A 19,411-nucleotide genomic window follows, 5' to 3' on the forward strand; every position below is an offset into this window, starting at 1 on the left:
TCGCATCGGGAACCGCATAACTGATCGACAGGTGCTATTCGGCGGCCAAAGAGACGAACACCTTTCACCGTCGGCGTCCGATTTTCGGGTATGACTACGTTCGATGCGGACGGCGTTACGCTCGAGCAGATTCGAGAGTACGTCTGGGAAGTAAAGACAGAGGGCGAGATGAGAACGCCCGCGCGGGTCCTCGCGAGCGAAGCGCTCCTTGAGGAGATCAGCCAGGACAAGACCTTAGAGCAGTTACAGAACGCGACGCACCTGCCAGGGATGACCGACTACGCGATCTGTATGCCCGACGGCCATCAGGGCTATGGCTTCCCCGTCGGCGGCGTCGGCGCGCTCGACGCCGAAGACGGCTGTATCTCGCCGGGAGCCGTCGGCTACGACATCAATTGCGGCGTCCGCATGATGCGGACGAACCTGACCTACGAGGAGGTCAAGGGCCGGGAGGAGGAACTCGTCGACTCGCTCTTTGCGAACGTTCCATCGGGGCTCGGCGGCGGCGGCATCGTTGAATCGGGAATCGACGACGTCGAGGAAATTCTCGCTCGCGGCGTCGACTGGGCGCTCGAGAACGGCCACGCCGTCGAGGAGGATCTGCTCCACTGCGAGGACGAGGGGATGCGCGAGGGAGCGGATCCATCGAAGGTTTCCCAGAAGGCCAAAGACCGCGGGAAGAATCAGATCGGCTCGCTCGGATCGGGGAACCACTTCCTCGAGGTCCAGCGCGTCACCGATGTCTTCGATGACGAGGTCGGCGAGGCGTTCGGACTCTCCGAAGACCAGATCGTCGTCCTGATCCACTGTGGCTCTCGAGGGCTCGGTCACCAGACGTGCAACGACTACCTGCGAAAGATCGAACAGCAACATCAGGGAATGCTCGAGCAGTTGCCGGACAAAGAGCTGGCGGCGGCACCCGCCGGATCCCAACTCGCCGAGGACTATTACGGCGCGATGAACGCCGCGATCAACTTTGCGTGGGTCAACCGCCAGTTGATCATGCACCGCACCCGGAAGGTCTTCGAGCGCGTCTTCGAGCGCTCCTGGGAGGAGATGGAGATGGACCTGCTCTACGACGTGGCCCACAATATCGCGAAAAAAGAGACCCACACCGTCGGGTCGGCAGGAGACGGGAGCGACGCTCGGGAGGAACGAGAACTCTACGTCCACCGCAAGGGGGCGACTCGAGCGTTCCCGAAGGGCCATCCCGAAGTGCCCGCGGCCTACCGCGACGTCGGTCAGCCGGTGATCATCCCCGGAAGCATGGGCGCGGGAAGCTACGTCCTCCGTGGCGGCGAAGCCTCGATGGATCTCACCTTCGGTTCGACGGCCCACGGCGCGGGACGCCTGATGAGCCGCACGCAGGCGAAAAACGACTACTGGGGCGGCGACGTACAGCAGGAACTCGAGGATCAGGAGCAGATCTATGTGAAGGCCCAGTCTGGAGCCACCATCGCCGAGGAAGCGCCGGGCGTCTACAAGGACGTCGACGAGGTCGTCGAGGTTTCGGACGAACTCGGGATCGGGGACAAGGTCGCGCGGACGTTCCCGGTGTGTAATATCAAGGGGTAGATTCGGCTCGAGACTCGTCTGAACGCTCGTACGCAACTGTACCGTTCGGTTTCATCGAACTGAACCCCTTTTTGCAGATCTATCGGGGCAGTCTTCACTCGTGCTGTTAGGGTTCACCCTTACAGTTATTGTGGTAGGGATCATACTAACATATGAGGATGGGCGACGATGTTACCGTGCTCGAAGATGAAATTGAGGCATATGCTGATGGAACCGTTGCACGGGTCCGCGTACTCTCCGTTCCCAAATCCGATCGGTTCGAAGAAGGTAACAAATACGCATTTCACTACGGCAAAGCCGGTGCTGACGATCCCGTCATCCGATTCGACAACCATCACGGTCCCCACGAACTCCACTTGGGTCCGACCACGTTCGAGATCGAGTTCGTTGGATTGGCTACACTCTATCGCGTTTGGCGTGTACACTCCCGCCGAAGAAGCGAGTTGATTGGTAAATTACCCGACCCGGAGATCTCATCCGACTTCAGAAACTCACACTGATACACCATGACGCAAACACTTCACGTTCAGATCGACTCGTCATCCACGGACCGTCGCGGTCTCGAAGAGACGCTCGCCGCGATCGACGCTGACGAGGATGTCGAGTCCGGCGAGCCTACGCTCTCGATCGAGAACCTCGAGACGTTCGGGAGAGTGTTTCGGGCGACGAATCTCGAGTTGCTCGAAGCAATCGTCGAGCACCAGCCCGAGAGCATTCGCGAACTTGCACGCGCCGTTGATCGACATCCGCCGGAGGTCCTCGATAATGTCAACGAACTCGCGGATTACGGACTGGTTGAGCTCGAACAAGAGGGGCGCTCGAAACGACCAGTCGTCTGGTACGACGAGATCGATGTCGATCTTCCGCTTACCAGACGGGGCGGTAGCCAAGACAAAGCGAACGCTTGAGTGACCGCTAACAATTCCGTCTTTGATGCTGTTGCTGTAATTATGTGAAGATTCTCGTACCCCCGGGGCGACGAGAGTTGTGAACGACTTACAGCCGACAGTATGAGTACCAGTCGCTACCCAATGGTGTCGAGTTTTGAGCCGACACCGTACGGACTCGCGAACCTCTTTGCCAACTAATTTTTGTACGCGCAGTCGCCGGGCGGGTGACTACGTTACCAACCGATGTACGACGGTCCATGCCAGACCAACACAGTTCCACGGAGGTCGGAACGGCGACGATCGTCTACGAGACGCCCGAAGACGGACAGGAATCCGTCACCGTCGACAACGATCGTATCGCGTACTTTCAGGACCACTGGCTGTTCGCCTACGGAACCGACGAGGACGGTAACGACACGGTTCGCCGGGTCCCCCACGGGCGGGTTCACTACGTCGAACGCTCCGTCGAAGAGATCGAGGAGACGTTCGAGTCAACGCTCGAGAAAGCCAAAGACAAACTCGACGACGTTCGGAGCTAAGAGCGTCTACCCGTTGACAGGCGACCGGTCGGAACGTTCACAACCGCACAGACGAACCGACTGATAACGGATGAACGACGGGCCGCGGCTACCGGGGGTCGAAACCGTCGACGAGGAGGATAGAATCGTCCTTCACGTCGACGCGGATTGCTTTTATGCGTCCTGCGAGCGGCTCAAAGAGCCGAAACTCGAGGGCGAACCCATCGTCGTCGGGATGGGCTACGAAGCCGGCGAGACCATCGGTGCCGTTGCGACCGCGAGCTACGAGGCACGCGAGTTCGGCGTCGAAAGTGCACAGGCGATCTCGACCGCACTCGAGAAGCTTCCGCGGCGGGCATTGCTCGAGGACGAGTCGGATGCGGGTTCGGATGGCGATGGCGACTCGAGTGCGGCGGCGGATATGGATGGCGCTGCTGACGGTGACTCCGACTCGAGTGCGGCGGCGGATCTCGACGTCGAAGATACCGGCTACTACCGGTCGGTCGACATGGACTACTACGAGTCCGTCGCCTCGGAAGTTCGGGAGATCCTCCACGATTGTGCCGACGTGGTCCGCGAGGTGAGCATCGACGAAGCCTACCTCGACGTGACCGACAGAACCGCCTGGGAAGTCGCCGACGGCTTCGCCCGTCACGTTAAGGGACGCATCGAACGCGAGGTCGGCGTCACCGTCAGCATCGGCGTCGCGCCGACGATGAGCGCCGCCAAGATCGCTAGCGACTTCGACAAACCCGACGGGCTGACCGTCGTTCGCCCCGGCGAGGTCGAGTCGTTCCTGGCACCGCTCGAGGTCGAGTTGCTCCACGGCGTCGGCCCCGTGACGGCTCGCGAGCTTCGCGGTATGGGCCTCGAGACGGCCGGTGATGTGGCGGCCGCCGATCCGGAGCCACTCGAGGAGCGCTTCGGCGAGCGCGGTCGCGAACTCTACGACCGAGCGCGGGGCGAGGACGACCGACGCGTCGAACCCCGCGGCGAACCCAAGAGCTTCTCTCGAGAGTCGGCGTTCGCCGAGGCGGTCGAGGACCCGGAGCCGAAGTACGAGTTGATCGAGACGCTCGCGACTGCGGTCGCGGACCGGGCGACTCGAGAGGGCGCTCTCTACCGAACCGTCGGGGTGAAAGCGGTTTTCCCCCCGTTCGAAGTGAATACGCGCGAGCGGTCGCTTTCCGGACCCGTCGACGACCCGGAACTCGTCGAGCGGATCGCACGAGACCTGTTCGCCGAGTTCGAGACCGAGCCGGTTCGAAAGCTCGGCGTTCGCGTCGCGAACCTCGAGTTCACGGGGGCCGACCAGGCGAGTCTGGACGGATGGGATGACGTGGAGAGCGGTGGGACGACCGAATCGGGGAACGACAACTCGGATGACGACGAATCTGGACTCGAGCACTCAAGCGAGCCGACGGCGATTACTGATGAGTGGCAAGCGGACGATGAACCGGACGGATCGGATGACACCCTCGAGTCCTCGTCGGAATCCGACGGCCTGCCGTCGGGACAGTCGTCGCTCAGCGATTTTGGTTCGCGATAGCAGGTCGGCGACAGGAGGTACCGAACCGCGACCCGGCGAGTGCGCTTTCGTCGCGAGTCCGGCGTCGGTCGATGACCGTTCTTCACAAACCCTTTGCTGTTGGCTGTGAAACACGTTTGTAATGAACGCCCGAACGTGGACTCCGCAGGCAGGTCCCCTGCTCAAGGCCCTCGCGATTCTAGTCGGGGCGCTCGTTCTTGTTCCGGCGGTCGGATTTACCCTCGGAGCACCGCCCGGGACCGACGGAACGATGTCCTACTTCCTCTCGAGGGGGCTGTGGTGGGGCGGCGTCAGCGCGTTTTTCTATTACGTGTTCGCGACAAAAGAATCGTCCGCTGACGGCTCGTAGTCGTCCTCGATTCTCCAGCTGGCGGCCGATATAACGCAGGTGCTGTGCGATCGAATCCAGCAAGCTATTTCAGCGTCCGGGGGCCGGTATTGGGTATGAACTCGGCCTGTGGCCCGCCACCGGAAATGGCCGAACAGCGCGAGGAGTTGACGCCCATGATGGGCCAGTATCACGACCTCTGTGCGCGCTATGACGACGCCATCGTGCTCTTTCAGGTCGGCGATTTCTACGAAACGTTCTGCGGTGCCGCCGAGCGAACCGCCCGCCTCCTCGAGTTGACGCTCACGAGTCGCGAGGATTCGACGGGAGAGTACCCGATGACCGGCGTTCCGGTCGACAACGCGGCCTCCTACATCGACGAACTGCTCGAGGCTGGCTACCGCGTCGCCGTTGCGGATCAAGTCGAAGAGCCCGGAGAGTCTCCCGGCGTGGTCGAACGCGCCGTCACGCGGGTTATCACGCCCGGGACGCTCACCGAGGACGAACTGCTCGCGAGCGACGACAACAACTTCGTCGCCGCGCTCGCTCGAGACGAAGATACCATCGGACTCGCCCTCCTCGATGTCTCGACGGGGGATTTCCTCGCGACGGGTTCGACCTCGAGCGACGCCATCGCGGACGAGATCAGCCGGTTCGATCCCGCCGAAGCCATCGTCGGTCCGGCGGTCGACGGGACGCTCACGCCGGACGACTGTATGGTCACTCCCTTCGACGAATCGGCGTTCGGACGCGAACGCGCCGCGGAGATACTTTCGGAGTATTTCGGCGATCCGGATTCGTTGCTCGCCGGTGACGCCGAAGTTCGGGCCTGTGGAGCACTGCTCGCCTACGCGGAGTACGCTCGAGGCGGCGTCGAAGAGGATGAACCGGCCGATACGGGAGAAACGAGATCCACGGACGGATCGAGTCAGGATGCGACCACGCGGATGCTCGAGAACGGAAGCGCAACGACGCGCCTCGAGTACCTCACCCACCTCACGCGGTACGATCCGCGGGAGTACCTCCTACTCGACGCCGTCGCGCTCCGGAGCCTCGAGTTGTTCGAACCCAGAGCCGTCTACGGCAGGGACGAAGCCACGCTGTTCGGCGTCCTCAACGAGACCTCGAGCGCCCTCGGCGGGCGGAAACTTCGAGATTGGCTTCGGCGACCGCTGCTCGAGCCGGCCCAGATCGAGGCTCGCCTTGACGCAGTCGAGGAGCTGACCGGTGCGGTCCAGACCAGAGAGGAACTCCAGGATCTGCTTCGGGACGTCTACGACCTCGAGCGACTCATCGGACGGATCTCCCGAGAGCGGGCCAATGCGCGGGATCTGCGTTCGCTTCGGGACACACTCGCAGTGGTCCCGGAAATCCGCGACCGGCTCGAGGCCGCCGAGGCGGACTGTGATCGGCTACAGACACTGCAGGAGAACCTCGATCCGCTCGCCGACGTTCGAACGCTGATCGAGAACGGCATCGTCGCCGATCCGCCGATCGAGATCACCGAAGGTGGGGTCATCGCCGAAGGATACGACGAGGACCTCGATCAGCTTCGGGATACCGCTCGAGATGGGAAGCAGTGGATCGACGACCTCGAAGAATCCGAACGCGAACGGACCGGGATCGATTCGCTGTCGGTCGGTTACAACTCGGTTCACGGCTACTACATCGAGGTCACGAACCCGAACCTCGAGGCGGTGCCAGAGAACTACCAGCGACGACAGACGCTGAAGAACTCTGAGCGGTTCGTCACGCCGGAACTCAAGCAACGGGAGGACGAGATCGTCGGCGCGGAAGAGCGCGCGGACGAGCGCGAGTACGAACTGTTCTGCGAGATCCGGCGGGACATCGCGAACGAGGTTGAACGCGTTCAGGGGCTCGCGGAGGCCGTCGCGACCCTCGATGCGCTCGTCTCGCTCGCGACCGTCGCGGCCCAGTACGACTACTGTCGGCCGGAACTCCTCGAGCGAGGCGACGATCAGGTGCTCGACATCGAAGGGGGGAGACACCCGGTCGTCGAGCGCACACAGGAGTCGTTCGTCCCGAACGAGGCTCGCTTCTCGAGCGAGCGACGACTCGGGATCATCACGGGGCCGAACATGTCCGGCAAGTCGACGTACATGCGTCAGGTCGCCCAGATCGCCTTGCTCGCGCAGGTCGGGAGCTTCGTCCCCGCGCGATCCGTTCGGCTCACGCCGCTCGAGCGGATCTTCACCCGCGTCGGCGCGAGCGACGACATCGCTGGCGGGCGCTCGACGTTCATGGTCGAGATGGACGAACTCGCGACGATCCTCGAGGAGGCCGACGAGCGCTCGCTCGTTCTCCTCGACGAAGTCGGCCGCGGCACCTCGACGGCCGACGGACTCGCCATCGCGCAGGCAATCACCGAACACGTCCACGACGAGGTCGGCGCGACGACGCTGTTTGCGACTCACCACCATCCACTGACCGAACTCGCCGACGACCTTGAGGCCGCGTTCACGCTCCACTTCGAGACGAGCCAGGAGGACGACGAGGTCGTCTTCCACCACGACATCGCCCCCGGTGCGGCCGACGGCTCCTACGGCGTCGAGGTCGCGACCGCAGCGGGCGTCCCAGCGGACGTGGTCGAACGCTCGAGGGAACTCGTTGCGAAAGCGGAGGCCGACGAGGACACCGACGCTGACGGAGCAACCGACAGCGTTGATGGGTCCCCCGACCTCGAGGCTGGATCCGGAACGTCCGAACCCGCCGCGACGGCGACCACGGATGGCGGCGAACACTCGGCCAACGCCCGGTCCGAGGCGGCATCGGCCCTCGAGTCAGCGAACGGGGACGGTTCCGACGAACTCGCGGCGGAACTCCGAGAACTCGACCTCGCCCATCTTACCCCCGTGCAAGCGCTGACCGAACTGGACCGACTGAAACGGCTCCTCGAGGAGTAACCTACCGATCGGGCGCTTCGACAGCGGGAAGCGTAAACGAGAAAGTAGCCCCTTCACCGGGTTCGGAGTCGGCCCATATTTCGCCGCCGTGGCGCTCGACGATGCGTTGGGCGAGTGCAAGTCCGATTCCGGTGCCCGCGTGTTCCTTGCGGCTGTGCAACCGTTCGAACACCTCGAAGATACGGTTCGTCTCGTCGGGATCGATTCCGATCCCCTCGTCCGCGACGGAAATGGTCCACATCGAATCAGACCGTTCCGCGGAGATGCGAACCCGCGGCGGCTCGTCGCCGCTGTACTGAATCGCGTTCGACAGGAGGTTCTGGAGGAGCTGGCGCAACTGTCCGGGATCGCCCTTGATTCGAGGTAACTCGCCGACGCTGATCTCGGCATCGTTGTCCTCGATCTGGAGCTGGAGATCGTCGAGGACGTCCTCGGTAACGCGTTCGAAATCGATGTCTTCGAGCGGTTCGCCCCGGGTTTCGATCCTCGAGTACTCGAGTAAACTTTGTATCATCGCGCGCATCCGTTCGGCCCCGTCGACGGCGAACTCGAGGAACTCCTCGCCGTCCTCGTCGAGTACGTCTCGGTACCGGTGCTCGATCAACTGTAGGTAACTCGAGACCATTCGTAACGGCTCCTGGAGGTCGTGAGAAGCGGAGTACGCGAACTGCTCGAGGCGTTCGTTCGACCGCTTGAGCGCCCGTTCACGTCGGACCTGGTCGCTGATATCTCGGAAGTAGACCGAAATCCCGGTCTCGGACGGGTAGAGATTCGCTTCGACCCAGAACTCGAGCGTATCGTAATAGAGTTCGTAACTGGTCGGCACCTGCTCGTCTCGCGCCGTCTGGAAGGCGTCCCAGACCTCGTCGATTTCGGCCGCGGAGGGGAACACGTCCCAGAGGATCTCGCCGAGCAGTTCCTCCTCCGAGTGCTGGAGGAGTTCTTCGGCGCGTTCGTTGACGTGAGTGAAGCGAAACTCGTCGTCGAGAGCGTAGAACGCGTCGGATACCCGCCCTAACATTTCCGTGAACTCGGTCTCGAGGCGCTTTTGTTCGGTGATGTCGGTAAAGGCGAAAACGGCGCTTCCGTCGTCGTCAATTCGCAACGGCGAGCCGTTGACGGATATCCAGACGCGTTGCCCGTCGGGTTGGCGCAACCCGAGTTCCATATCGAAGATCGATTTTCCTGTCGTCAGTACCTGCTCGAAGGGAGTTTCGTCCTCCGAGAGCGGCTTTCCGTGCGTATCGACGAGATCCCAGCGAGAATCATCGTGGGAGTACGCCTCGAGTTCTTCTCGACCCCGACCGTAGATTTCCTCCGCGCGCTCGTTAGCGAATTGGAGGGTTCCATCAGCACCGACGACGACGATTCCCACCGGACTGGTCTCGACGAGTTGCTCTCTGATCCACTTTTCCGTTTCGAGTCGTTGTTCGGTCTCCCTGTTGTCGATTGTCGAGGTGAGAATGTTCGAAACGTTTCGGACGAAGTTACTATCGTGTTCGGTGAACGCTCGCCGCTCCGTCGTATATACCCCCAGCACTCCCCACGGGTCGTCGGATGAACCGATGATGACGCTCATCCCGCTGACGACGTCGTGGTTGACGAGCAAGTCGGGTCCGGAAAACCGTTTGTCAGTAGAGAGGTCATCCACGATGACCGGTTCGTCGGTCCGAAGCGTATACCCGGCCTGCGAACCGGTTTCCGTCGGTACCGTCGCGGTGCCGACGAGTCCCTCCTCCCAACCGACCCCGTGGCGCAACAGGAGTTCGGTTCCTCCCGGACGCAACTCGAGGACCTTGCAGTACTCCGCGTCGAGCGTTTCGGCGACGACATTCGTCGCGTCCTGTAATAGTCGGTCGAGTTCGTCGGTCTCGAGGGCTTGTTGTCCGAGTTCGACAACCACTTCCTGTTGGTGAATTCGATCGTGAAGTTCAGCATCTGCTTCGGAAGTCGAACCCATTCTGAAACAGCTAACAGCGAGGGACGTGTAAACCCTTTTGTTGCTGAGTCCTCGACTCGGCTGCACTTACCGTTTGATGGAAGAGTAGCTGTGCAAACGAGTTTTCCACCTTCGGTTCGTACGACCTTGCATGTCCAAACTCGCAGAAGAGGAGTGTGTTGCCTGTACCAGCGACGACGACCCACTCACCGGCGAGGGAATCGAGGAACTGTACGGTCGGATAGACACCGATGTCTGGACAGTTGTCGACGAACACCACCTCGAGGGAACGTACGAACTCGAAGACTTTCGCGACGCCCTCGAGTTTACCTACGATATCGGTGAACTCGCCGAGGAGGAGTGGCACCATCCAGATATCGAACTCTCGTGGGGCGAAGTGGTCGTCGAGATGTGGACGCACAAGATCGACGGCCTCCACAAGACCGACTTCGTGATGGCCGCGCGGATGGATCGGATCCACGAGGAGTACGCGCCGACCGATGACTCCGACGACGAGTAATTTCGTAGCGGCGTTCCGTTCGATTTAGTCGCCCAATTTTTCTGTTTGTATTTTGGAACTGGGAGGGACCACGTAGAAATCATTGTACCGTTCGAACAAACAACATGCAGTGGCGCGCGCCGTATCGCGGTGAGCTATGCGAGCGGGAGAAGCGATCCGCGAGCCACTGGCGATCGCGATTCAACATTTTGCGAGGTCTTCGATTACCTCGTGACCGACTGGCTTGGAAGTCACGAAGCGTCTTCTAATGGATGAGGGAAGGAACGAAGCGACTGAACGAATCGGTCGGGGAGAGTGTGGAAATCCGTGTTGCCGGCGAGACGTGGTATACTTCCTGAGCCCCCGACGATTCGGTACATCGGTCGAGGATTGTACTGGTAGAACGTCACGCAGTACTCGTCGGCTCGAGCGAGACGAACTCGAGGCCGTGCTCGCCGAGCAACCCCTCGGCTCGATCGGTCACCGACGGAGCGACCAGAACGCCCCGGATCGAGGCGTCGGCATGTAAATCACGCTCGAGCGCATCGACGTAGCGTCGCAACTGGCTCACGGCGTCGGGGCCGACCCTGCGTCGTTTGAGTTCCACGACGACCGCGCGCCCGACCGAGTCCTCGCCGTAGATGTCGATCGCACCCGCGGGCGTATCGCGCTCGGTCGCCAGCGGTCGAAAGCCGGGCTCAAGCAGGCCCGGATCCTCGAGGATTCGCTCTCGGAGGTCCTCCTCGGTGCCAACGAGCGTGAGTTCACTCGAGTCGGAGACAGGGAACACCGACACCTGAAGCACGCTCTCGAACGCGACCAGAAGCCGCTCTTCGGGCGTCGATCGGTAACTCTCGAGCCGTAGCTCCTCGCTCTCGCAGAACACCTCGTGCGTACAGCCCGGCGGCTGCCAGTTGACCGGCTGCTGGCCTTCGTCGGTGTGGACCAGCATCGTTCCGTCGGGTTTGCACATGACGTGTCGATCCCCGGCGTCGAGTCGGCTCGAGGCTCGGCCGTCGTACTCGACGGTACACCGACCGAAGATAGTCACGAGGGCGTCTCGAGCGATGCCGTCCGAGATCGTCTCGCACGCGGTCTCGAAAGCGGGCTGCTCGAGCGTCATCGGGACTGTGTGATCGGAGGCGGTCACTGTACTCAGATAGCGTCCAATCGGACAAAAACAACTCGACACGAGTGTGGCTCGAACGAGAGTGTGGATCAGGCCGATGTGTGTTTCGTCGATGGAGAACGCTTATACGGATTTGGACCCGCGAGCTAGTACTTATGCCAGCCGATCAGAACCGTCGTCGGTTTCTCCAACTCACTGGAACGGGTCTTACGGCGTCCATCGCCGGTTGTTCTGACGCGTTTTCGATCGGAAGCGACGAGGAGGGCGACGGATACGTTACGGCGATCGTCCAGCCGTCCCAAGAGGAGTTCGAGGCCGCGATAGACGAAGAGATGAGCCAGGAAGAGCTCATCCAGCAAGAACGCGAACTCTTCGAAGAAGCCGTCGAAGGGTTCGAATCTCGAGTCGACGACTCTACGATAACCATCGAAGAGTCATCAGAAGATATCGGTCTCTTTCTGATCGACGGCGCGCCCGAAGCGATTCTCGACGGCCTCGTGAACGGGAACGTCTTTACGTTGTACGACGGCGGTGCGTACGAGATCCTCTTAGCACAGAATCAGGGCGGGCAACAGGAGCCGCCGACCGAGGAAGACCTCGAGGGCGGTGAAGACGACGATGGAGACGAGGACAGCGAAGACGACGATGGAGACGAGGACAGCGAAGACGACGGGGATGGCGAATCGGACGGAGACGATGAAGACAGCGGGGACGACGAACCTGAGGACGGCGACGAAAGCGACGAGTGACGGATTCACCCACACGACTACAGTCGTGGGATTTCTCCTGTACTTCGTGTAAAGGCGGTCGTTCGAACGACTCCCCTCAAGTCGACTGTGACTACTCCCCAGCACGAGGACGGCCTCCCGCCGCCGTCTCCCGTCTCAGTTCCTGGCGACCATCACGATCCTTCTCTCACGCGGAGTCGACGGCGAACGGACTGTCGCGCTCGGTCCACTCCCAGCCCGGAATTCGTTCCTGAAATCCCGCAGTTAGCGCCGCCTCGAGGTCGTCGACGCCCGCGTTTTCGTCGCTCGAGCCGTGGACGTGGACGTCTGCGTAGTGAAACGTGGCTTCGCCGAGCGTGCGGAGGGGCTGAGTGCCCGAAATCGTCGCCGCCAGTTCGCGCCCGAGCAGTTCATCGACGACGAAGCCAGGGTAATCGCCCTCCACGTCGAGGTCGCGTAGGATGGTGACCAGCGCCGCGACGTTTACGGCGAGGTCGCCGTCGGCGAAAACCGCGTCAACTTCCGTTTGATACTGTGTCTCGGTGACGTGATCGACCTCGGTCTCGAAGAGTTCCCCGAGATCGTCTCGAACGTCGTTAATTGTCGGCACGACAGTCTTTGCCTGTCCTGCTACCCAGTCTCTTTCGTCGGCGACGCGGTTCGGTGTGAGTCGCATACCGTCGATTCGTGGCGAATCGCCCTCATCTTTGCGAAGGCTTTTATACCGCGCACGGAATAGCCTCGGGTAAGCGGGTTCTCCCTGGAATCTTCCCGCACGGACCAGGATAACCGATCTGGGAGCGTACTCCAGTACGAAGACGGACGCTGTACCCGAGATATCTATCGACTTCGTGAGATGCTACGGATAACAGCCCCCGTTTGGGGCGGTACTTCGATATCATCAACGGATTCGGTACGAACGCGACGTTCTCGGGTTCGCACACCGCCCTGGCTCCCCGCTTTCCGTCGGCCGTTCACGCAATCCACATTCGGCGATTATGAGCACTGTAGAGCAGCAACTCGACGATTTGGAAGAACAGATCACGAGCGAGTTACCGGCAGATATCTCGGTCTCCTCGGTGAAATACGAAGGCCCCGAACTGGTAGTCTATACGCGCGACCCGAAGAAGTTCGCTCAGAAAGGCGACCTCATTCGACAACTCGCAAGTAAACTTCGAAAACGCATCACCGTTCGGCCCGATCCGAGCGTCCTCTCGAGACCCGAAGAGGCTCGCGAGGAGATCATGAGCGTCATCCCCGAAGAAGCGGGGGTTACCGACCTCGATTTCCACGCGGACACGGGCGAGGTCGTTATCGAAGCCCAGAAACCCGGCATGGTGATCGGTCGCCACGGCTCGACGCTTCGTGACATCACGAAAAACGTCGGCTGGACCCCGGAGGTCGTTCGCACGCCGCCGATCGAGTCATCGACGGTCTCAAACGTTCGGAACTTCCTCAAGCAAGAACGCGACGAGCGCCGGGACGTTCTCGAACGCGTCGGCAGACAGATCCACCGCGAGGAGATGTCCGACGACGAGTATGTCCGGATCACTACGCTCGGATGCTGTCGCGAGGTCGGACGAGCGTCCTTTATCCTCTCGACGCCCGAGACGCGCATCCTGATCGACTGCGGTGACAAACCCGGTGCCGAAGGCGAAGTGCCGTACCTCCACGCGCCCGAAGCCCTCGGAGCCGGCCCACAGACGATCGATGCGGTCGTGCTGACCCACGCCCACCTCGACCACTCCGCGCTGATCCCACTCCTGTTCAAGTACGGCTACGACGGCCCGATTTACTGTACCGAGCCGACCCGAGACCTGATGGGACTGCTCACGCTCGACTATCTCGACGTCGCCGCGAAGGAAGGCCGGACGCCGCCGTACGAATCCGAGATGGTTCGCGAGGCGATCAAACACTGCATTCCGCTCGAGTACGGCGATGTCACCGACATCGCGCCGGACGTCAAACTCACGTTCCACAACGCGGGCCACATTCTCGGTTCGGCCGTTTCCCACTTCCACATCGGCGATGGCCTCTACAACGTCGCGTTTTCGGGCGACATTCACTACGACGACACGCGCCTGTTCAACGGCGCGACGAACGACTTCCCGCGGGTCGAGACGCTAGTTCTCGAGTCGACCTATGGGGGCCGGAACGATTACCAGACCGACCAGCGCGACTCCGAGGAGAGACTCAAGGAAGTCATCAACGAGGCGGCGGATCGCGACGGGAAGATCCTCATCCCGGCGTTCGCTGTCGGTCGTTCTCAAGAGATCATGCTCGTTCTGGAAAAGGCGATGCGCGAGGGAGATATCCCGCGCATGCCGGTTCACCTCGACGGGATGATCTGGGAGGCAACGGCGATCCACACGACCTATCCCGAATACCTCCGCGACGATCTCCGAGACCGGATCTTCCACGACGACGAGAATCCGTTCCTCGCCGAGGAGTTCAACCACATCGACGGCGGCGAAGAGGAACGTCAGGACGTCGCGGACGGCGACCCCTGTATTATCCTCTCGACGTCCGGGATGGTCACCGGCGGCCCGATCATGTCCTGGCTGAGCCACCTCGGCCCGGATCCGGATTCGTCGCTCGTCTTCGTCGGCTATCAGGCGCAGGGTACGCTCGGTCGACGCATCCAGAACGGCTGGGACGAGATTCCGACCAGCGAAGTCGGTGCGATGGGCGACGGAAACAGTCGCGGCACGCTCTCGCTCAACATGGAAGTCGAAACTGTCGATGGCTTCTCCGGTCACGCCGACCGCGAAGGCCTGATGAACTTCGTCGATACGATGAACCCGCGCCCGGAGAAGGTCCTTTGTGTCCACGGTGACGAACGCTCGACGCAGGATCTGTCCTCCGCGCTCTATCACGATTACAATATGCGCACGTTCGCGCCGAAGAACCTCGAGACGTTCCGCTTCCTCTAGGTCTAGAGTCACAGTTTCGGCGCTGCCTGCAGTTGTTTTCGACCCGGTTCAGATTCACGCCGCAACCGACTCCACTCTCCTCCGAGTCGCGACCCCGAATTGAATCCAAGCGAGTTTTCTGCATCGAGGTAATATCATCTCCGTGAACTATTGTGAGTGGCCGGAGGCTGAATGCTGAGTGATACCGATCTGGTTCGTCTACGCGCTATTGACTGCGGTCGTCTACGCCGGGATCGCGCTGCTGGCAAAAGTCGTTAGCGGAACCGAGATCGACGACCCGATCACGTTGACGATCTACTCCTGTGTCCCGTTCTACGCCGTCTACGTCGTCGCCGGGTTGGCACTCGAGCCAACGACGATTTCGGGTATCGCTGTGACCGACCCGACGCCGGTTTCTGCGGTGCTCACGGCGCTCGCGTTCGGCGTCGTCTCGACGGTCGGCTACGGGATCTACTACTTGGGGCTCGTCAGCGGCGACGTCTCGCGGTTCGTTCCGGCATTAGCTATCGAAACGATCTTCGTGCTCGCACTCGGCTTCTTGCTCCTCGAGGAGTCGTTTCCGGCGGGCGTCTACGGGGGCGTCCTGCTCGTGGTTTTCGGCGCGTTGTTTATCTCCTACGAGCACGGCGGCGGATCACTTCGGGGAACCGTGGGCCCGTCGACGATCGGCGTCGCGGTGGCCGCCGCGGCCGCCTTCGCCGTCCTCAACACGGGAATAAAAGTCCTCACGACCGAGTTCGGGACGCTCGAAATCCTCTTCTGGATCAGCGTCGGCGGACTGGTCTCCGTTCTCGCGATTGCGCCGTTTCGCGAGGGAGCGCGGTTTCGGCCGACCGCGGGCTTGAGCGACGTGCTATCCTGGCGGCTCTCGAGGGGGACCACCCTGCTGGTCGTCGGCGGCCTGCTTAACGCCGTTGCGCTGTTGACGTTCGTTCGTGCGCTCGAGACCGGACCGGTCTCGCTCGCGACGGCGATCACCAAACTCGACGTGATGCTCGTCTTCATCGGATCGCTATCGCTGAGCAAGCTAACACCTCAGTTGCTCACCGAGCAGTTCGACCCGTTTACGCTGTTCCAGAAAGGGACGGCGTCAGTGGTGATACTCGTGGGTTGTGTGTTGATTCAGTTTGGATCGGGGTGAAGACGGGACAGAACCCGCAGACCCGAGTCCATTCTCCGAGGGCGACAGATCCGGGTTCGCTTTCCGGGGCGACGGATCCGGAGTCCTCCCTTCGCGAACGGTTCATCGAACGCCCAGTTAGTGCCGATCTCCCGTTGTGTACCACAACAGTCCCGAACAGACGCCCCCGAGCAGAAGCACCGTCGAGAGGAAGCCGAATCCGACGAGTCGACCGAGCTGGGCGAACGTTAACCCGACGACGACGGCTCCGATCCCGCCCCCGAGGTAATAGCACGATCGGAGCCCGCCGATAATCGCCCCGGTTTCGGAGCTCGAGCACGCTCTCGCGTGTGCGTTGATGACGCGATCTCGAGCGGGAAGAATACCGTTCAAGGAGAGACTGAACGCGCCGAGCACGACCAGAATCCAGCCGAGACTCGATCCAATTCCCAACAGCGGAATCGCGAGCATCGCGCCGCCGAATCCGGCCAGCAGGATCGGACAGGCACCGATTCGATCGCGAAGGACGCCGCCGACCACCGCAGATATCGCACCGACGCCGAATACCACGCCGGCATAGAGGTTCCCCGTCGTTAGTGACAGTCCCGTCGTATCGATGATATACCACGGGAGAATCGCGATCAATGCGTTGGTGGTCGTGGAAAACGCGGCTCCGAATCCGATCACCAACAGTGTCGTTCGCGTGTGGAGATGCTCCCGGACCGTGGCGAGCCCGGTCCGAACCGACGGCGTCTCCACGGTCGTCTCTTCCGGACGATGGTGGCCGCTCGTACTCGAGTACAGCAATGCGACGAACGGTATCGGTGCGAGCGCAAGAAATAGCGGCATCGTAAAGAGACTAGTTCGTTCGATCAATAGGGCGACGAGCGCTGGTCCGATGACGTAGCTAAACGGTTCGGCCGCAGTGAGCAGACCGAGTGCTTTCCCTTCGTTCGCTTCCGAAGTGTAGGTCGAAATAGCGACCTGGCTCACGGACCGGAAACTTCCGAGTCCGACGCCGACGAGAAACAACGCGGTGAACACGTGCACGTAGCTACCCGCTACGGAGAGGGAGGCGAGCGCGATACAGGCTATCGTCGCTCCACCGAGCAAAATCGTCCGAACACCGAGCCTATCTGCGAGACTGCCTGCAGGGAACTGGCTAACTGCGTACCCGACGAACAGCGCACCGAACAGGAACGTCGCCCCCGTATAGGTCACGCTCGTTAGCTCGGTAGCGTCCGGGATTGCAACCGAAAACGTAACTCTGTATATACTGAGAACGAACCACGTCAGTGCGAGGAGAACGACGAGTACGACCACCGGGTTGAGGCCGTCCCAGTCCCGTCCCTGCACGAGGTTTGTGGTACTCACTACTGCCGAGAATCCTATACAAAGATATCAACCTTTTGTTCATTATGTCGTTTATCGTTCGTCGGATACTATCTGAACAACGACCAATTTCCGCTGGCGTCTCTCTCTCTCCCGAACGTACCAAGACGTGAGAGAACAACTCGAGGGAAACGAGCCCCTTCGGAAAAAAGTGAGCGACCTGGAGCGGTCGATCAGGACAGCTGTTTCGACAGCCACTCGAGGTTCGTCGCGATAACGGCGACGACGATGGCCCCAACCGAGATCAGGATCAGGAACGTCGAGACGACGCTCACCATCGGATCCAGCGCCTGCCGGATTTCAGTCCAGGCCAACACCGGGATCGTCTCGGTGTTCGGCGTCGAGAGGAACAGCGCCATCACGAACTCCTGGAGGCTGATGATAAAGGCGAGCAGTGCGCCCACGAAGATTCCATGTTTCACGTTCGGCAGGACGACCTGGACGAACGACCGGATCGGACCGGCTCCCAGGTCGTGTGCCGCGTCTAACTGCTGCCAGTCGAATCGACTGAACACCGATCGCATGACGAAGTAGACGAGCGGCGTCGCCCACAGGGTGTGAGCGAGGACGATGCTCGCGTAGGATCCGCGAAGGCCGACCTCGTTGAAGTACATCAACAGGGTGATCCCGAGGATGACCGGCGGGATCAAAAGCGGGATGAGAACGAGCGGTGCCAGGAGCTTACCGAAGGATCCGTCCTCTATCTCCTGTCCGAACGCGCCCATCACCCCGAGTACCGTCGCGGCCAGCGCGGTCCCGAAGCCGACGATGAGACTATTCGTGAACGCATTGAGCCAGCGGATGCTCTCGAAGAACTCCCCGTACCATACGAGCGAGAAACTATCCGGCGGGAAGGCGATCCGACCCGATCCGGAGAACGAGGTCACGATGACCACGAGCAAGGGGAGTAGCATGAATACCAGCAACGCCAGGTATCCGGCGCGGAACGCCACGTTTTCGAACGTTTCTCTATGCAAGTTCGAAGTCACCTCCGAAGCGGTTGAGAACGGCAAATAACACGCCGATACAGACCAGCATCAACACGAGCATCACGACCGAGAACGCGGCCGCAAGCGGATACCGGAGCCCCGAGAGCATCAGGCCCTCGACTTGCATCGCAAAGGAGATGCTGTTCGAGAGCAGATCCGGCGCGGCGTACGCGCCGACGCTCCAGGCGAAGGAGATGACCGCCGCGACGATTATGCCGGGCATCACCTGCGGGACGACGACCTCGAGCACGGATCGCGGTCGACTCGCGCCGAGGTCGCGCGCGGCTTCGACGACATGCCAGTCCATCGTCGCCATCACGCTGTAAATCGCGAGTACGGCGTAGGGGAGAACGATGTAGGTCTGGCCGATGACGACACCGACGGTGCTCGGAACGATCTGAATCGAGCTATTGATGATGCCGAGCGAGAGCAGTATCTCGTTGACGGTCCCCGTCGGCGAAAGCAACGGCTGGAACGCGTACGTTCTGATGACCAGCGTCGTTAGCAGCGGGAGAACCACCGAGAACAACAACAGTGACTTGATGAGTCCGTCCGATCGCCAGATGGCGTACGCATAGAAGATGGCGATCACGACGGTGACAAGCGTCACTGCGATTCCGAGCATGAACGAGTACCCGACGATACTCCGTAACAGCCCGGACGTGAAGACGTCTACGTACGCCTGAAGCGTCCACGTTCCCTCGGCGTAGACCAGATCGGATGATTCCTCCGCGAAGCTGATCCGCAACAGGATGAAAAACGGAACGACGAAGACCAGTAACTCGAAGACGATCAGCGGCGCCATCAACAACAGCGCCCGGTTCGATCTGGACTGGTCGGCAATCGGTTCCCAGGCCGACGCGAGCGAACTCGGGAGTACGGAATTCCTCTCGGACAT

The 19,411-nt window shown here is 61.2% G+C and carries 16 protein-coding genes and 1 pseudogene; 11 read left to right on the forward strand and 6 right to left on the reverse strand.

The genetic code is table 11. The annotated features are described in order from the left end of the window. Window positions 1-90 precede the first annotated feature (90 nt). The 7 genes and pseudogenes from ACYQ14_RS15015 to mutS all read left to right on the forward strand — a co-directional run bounded on the left by ACYQ14_RS15015 (window position 91) and on the right by mutS (window position 7,784). A complete protein-coding gene (locus tag ACYQ14_RS15015) occupies window positions 91-1,575 on the forward strand; it encodes an RtcB family protein (protein ID WP_459889211.1) in 1,485 nt (494 codons plus the stop codon). 158 nt (window positions 1,576-1,733) lie between these two features. After that, a pseudogene (locus tag ACYQ14_RS15020) lies at window positions 1,734-2,029 on the forward strand (toxin-antitoxin system TumE family protein). A gap of 52 nt (window positions 2,030-2,081) precedes the next feature. Beyond that, complete coding sequence (locus ACYQ14_RS15025) at window positions 2,082-2,483, forward strand: HVO_A0114 family putative DNA-binding protein (RefSeq protein WP_459889212.1); 402 nt, start codon at window positions 2,082-2,084, stop codon at window positions 2,481-2,483. Between the two features lie 239 nt (window positions 2,484-2,722). Then, window positions 2,723-3,004 carry a hypothetical protein gene (locus tag ACYQ14_RS15030; RefSeq protein ID WP_459889213.1) on the forward strand — a complete coding sequence of 94 codons (282 nt, stop codon included), beginning with the start codon at window positions 2,723-2,725 and terminating at the stop codon, window positions 3,002-3,004. A gap of 70 nt (window positions 3,005-3,074) precedes the next feature. Beyond that, window positions 3,075-4,532, forward strand: coding sequence for a DNA polymerase Y family protein (locus ACYQ14_RS15035; protein ID WP_459889214.1), 1,458 nt, complete (start codon window positions 3,075-3,077; stop codon window positions 4,530-4,532). 121 nt (window positions 4,533-4,653) lie between these two features. Next, window positions 4,654-4,881 (forward strand): hypothetical protein, encoded by a 228-nt coding sequence (locus tag ACYQ14_RS15040; RefSeq protein WP_459889215.1) that lies wholly within the window; start codon window positions 4,654-4,656, stop codon window positions 4,879-4,881. Between the two features lie 95 nt (window positions 4,882-4,976). Next, a complete protein-coding gene (gene mutS, locus ACYQ14_RS15045; protein ID WP_459889216.1) occupies window positions 4,977-7,784 on the forward strand; it encodes a DNA mismatch repair protein MutS in 2,808 nt (935 codons plus the stop codon). A 1-nt stretch (window position 7,785) separates the two neighbouring features. Here the strand turns inward: mutS and ACYQ14_RS15050 are convergent, their stop codons facing one another. Beyond that, entirely contained in the window at window positions 7,786-9,744 is a 1,959-nt protein-coding gene (locus ACYQ14_RS15050; RefSeq protein WP_459889217.1) for an ATP-binding protein, read from the reverse strand. A 130-nt stretch (window positions 9,745-9,874) separates the two neighbouring features. Here ACYQ14_RS15050 and ACYQ14_RS15055 point away from each other — a divergent pair, with 130 nt between their 5' ends. Further along, window positions 9,875-10,243, forward strand: coding sequence for a 4a-hydroxytetrahydrobiopterin dehydratase (locus ACYQ14_RS15055; RefSeq protein WP_459889218.1), 369 nt, complete (start codon window positions 9,875-9,877; stop codon window positions 10,241-10,243). 385 nt (window positions 10,244-10,628) lie between these two features. On the opposite strand, the gene nucS is transcribed toward ACYQ14_RS15055, so the two are convergent. Then, window positions 10,629-11,345: an endonuclease NucS gene (gene nucS, locus ACYQ14_RS15060; protein ID WP_459890085.1), complete on the reverse strand. Its 717-nt coding sequence runs from the start codon at window positions 11,343-11,345 to the stop codon at window positions 10,629-10,631. Between the two features lie 161 nt (window positions 11,346-11,506). Between nucS and ACYQ14_RS15065 the strand changes: the two genes are divergently transcribed. Then, window positions 11,507-12,100: a hypothetical protein gene (locus ACYQ14_RS15065; RefSeq protein WP_459889219.1), complete on the forward strand. Its 594-nt coding sequence runs from the start codon at window positions 11,507-11,509 to the stop codon at window positions 12,098-12,100. Window positions 12,101-12,266: 166 nt separating this feature from the next. Here ACYQ14_RS15065 and ACYQ14_RS15070 read toward each other — a convergent pair whose 3' ends face one another. Beyond that, window positions 12,267-12,755, reverse strand: a complete 489-nt coding sequence (locus tag ACYQ14_RS15070; protein WP_459889220.1) for a DUF7984 family protein — start codon at window positions 12,753-12,755, stop codon at window positions 12,267-12,269. A gap of 322 nt (window positions 12,756-13,077) precedes the next feature. Between ACYQ14_RS15070 and ACYQ14_RS15075 the strand changes: the two genes are divergently transcribed. Beyond that, on the forward strand, window positions 13,078-15,012 hold the full coding sequence (locus tag ACYQ14_RS15075; protein WP_459889221.1) for a beta-CASP ribonuclease aCPSF1: 1,935 nt from the start codon (window positions 13,078-13,080) through the stop codon (window positions 15,010-15,012). Between the two features lie 178 nt (window positions 15,013-15,190). Continuing rightward, complete coding sequence (locus ACYQ14_RS15080; protein WP_459889222.1) at window positions 15,191-16,153, forward strand: EamA family transporter; 963 nt, start codon at window positions 15,191-15,193, stop codon at window positions 16,151-16,153. 117 nt (window positions 16,154-16,270) lie between these two features. Here the strand turns inward: ACYQ14_RS15080 and ACYQ14_RS15085 are convergent, their stop codons facing one another. The 3 genes from ACYQ14_RS15085 to ACYQ14_RS15095 form a co-directional block, all read right to left on the reverse strand. Next, window positions 16,271-17,506, reverse strand: a complete 1,236-nt coding sequence (locus ACYQ14_RS15085) for an MFS transporter (RefSeq protein ID WP_459889223.1) — start codon at window positions 17,504-17,506, stop codon at window positions 16,271-16,273. A gap of 191 nt (window positions 17,507-17,697) precedes the next feature. After that, on the reverse strand, window positions 17,698-18,501 hold the full coding sequence (locus tag ACYQ14_RS15090) for an ABC transporter permease (protein WP_459889224.1): 804 nt from the start codon (window positions 18,499-18,501) through the stop codon (window positions 17,698-17,700). Then, complete coding sequence (locus ACYQ14_RS15095; RefSeq protein WP_459889225.1) at window positions 18,494-19,411, reverse strand: ABC transporter permease; 918 nt, start codon at window positions 19,409-19,411, stop codon at window positions 18,494-18,496. The genes ACYQ14_RS15090 and ACYQ14_RS15095 overlap by 8 nt, the downstream gene beginning before the upstream one ends.

It is taken from the genome of Halostagnicola bangensis (assembly GCF_054653435.1).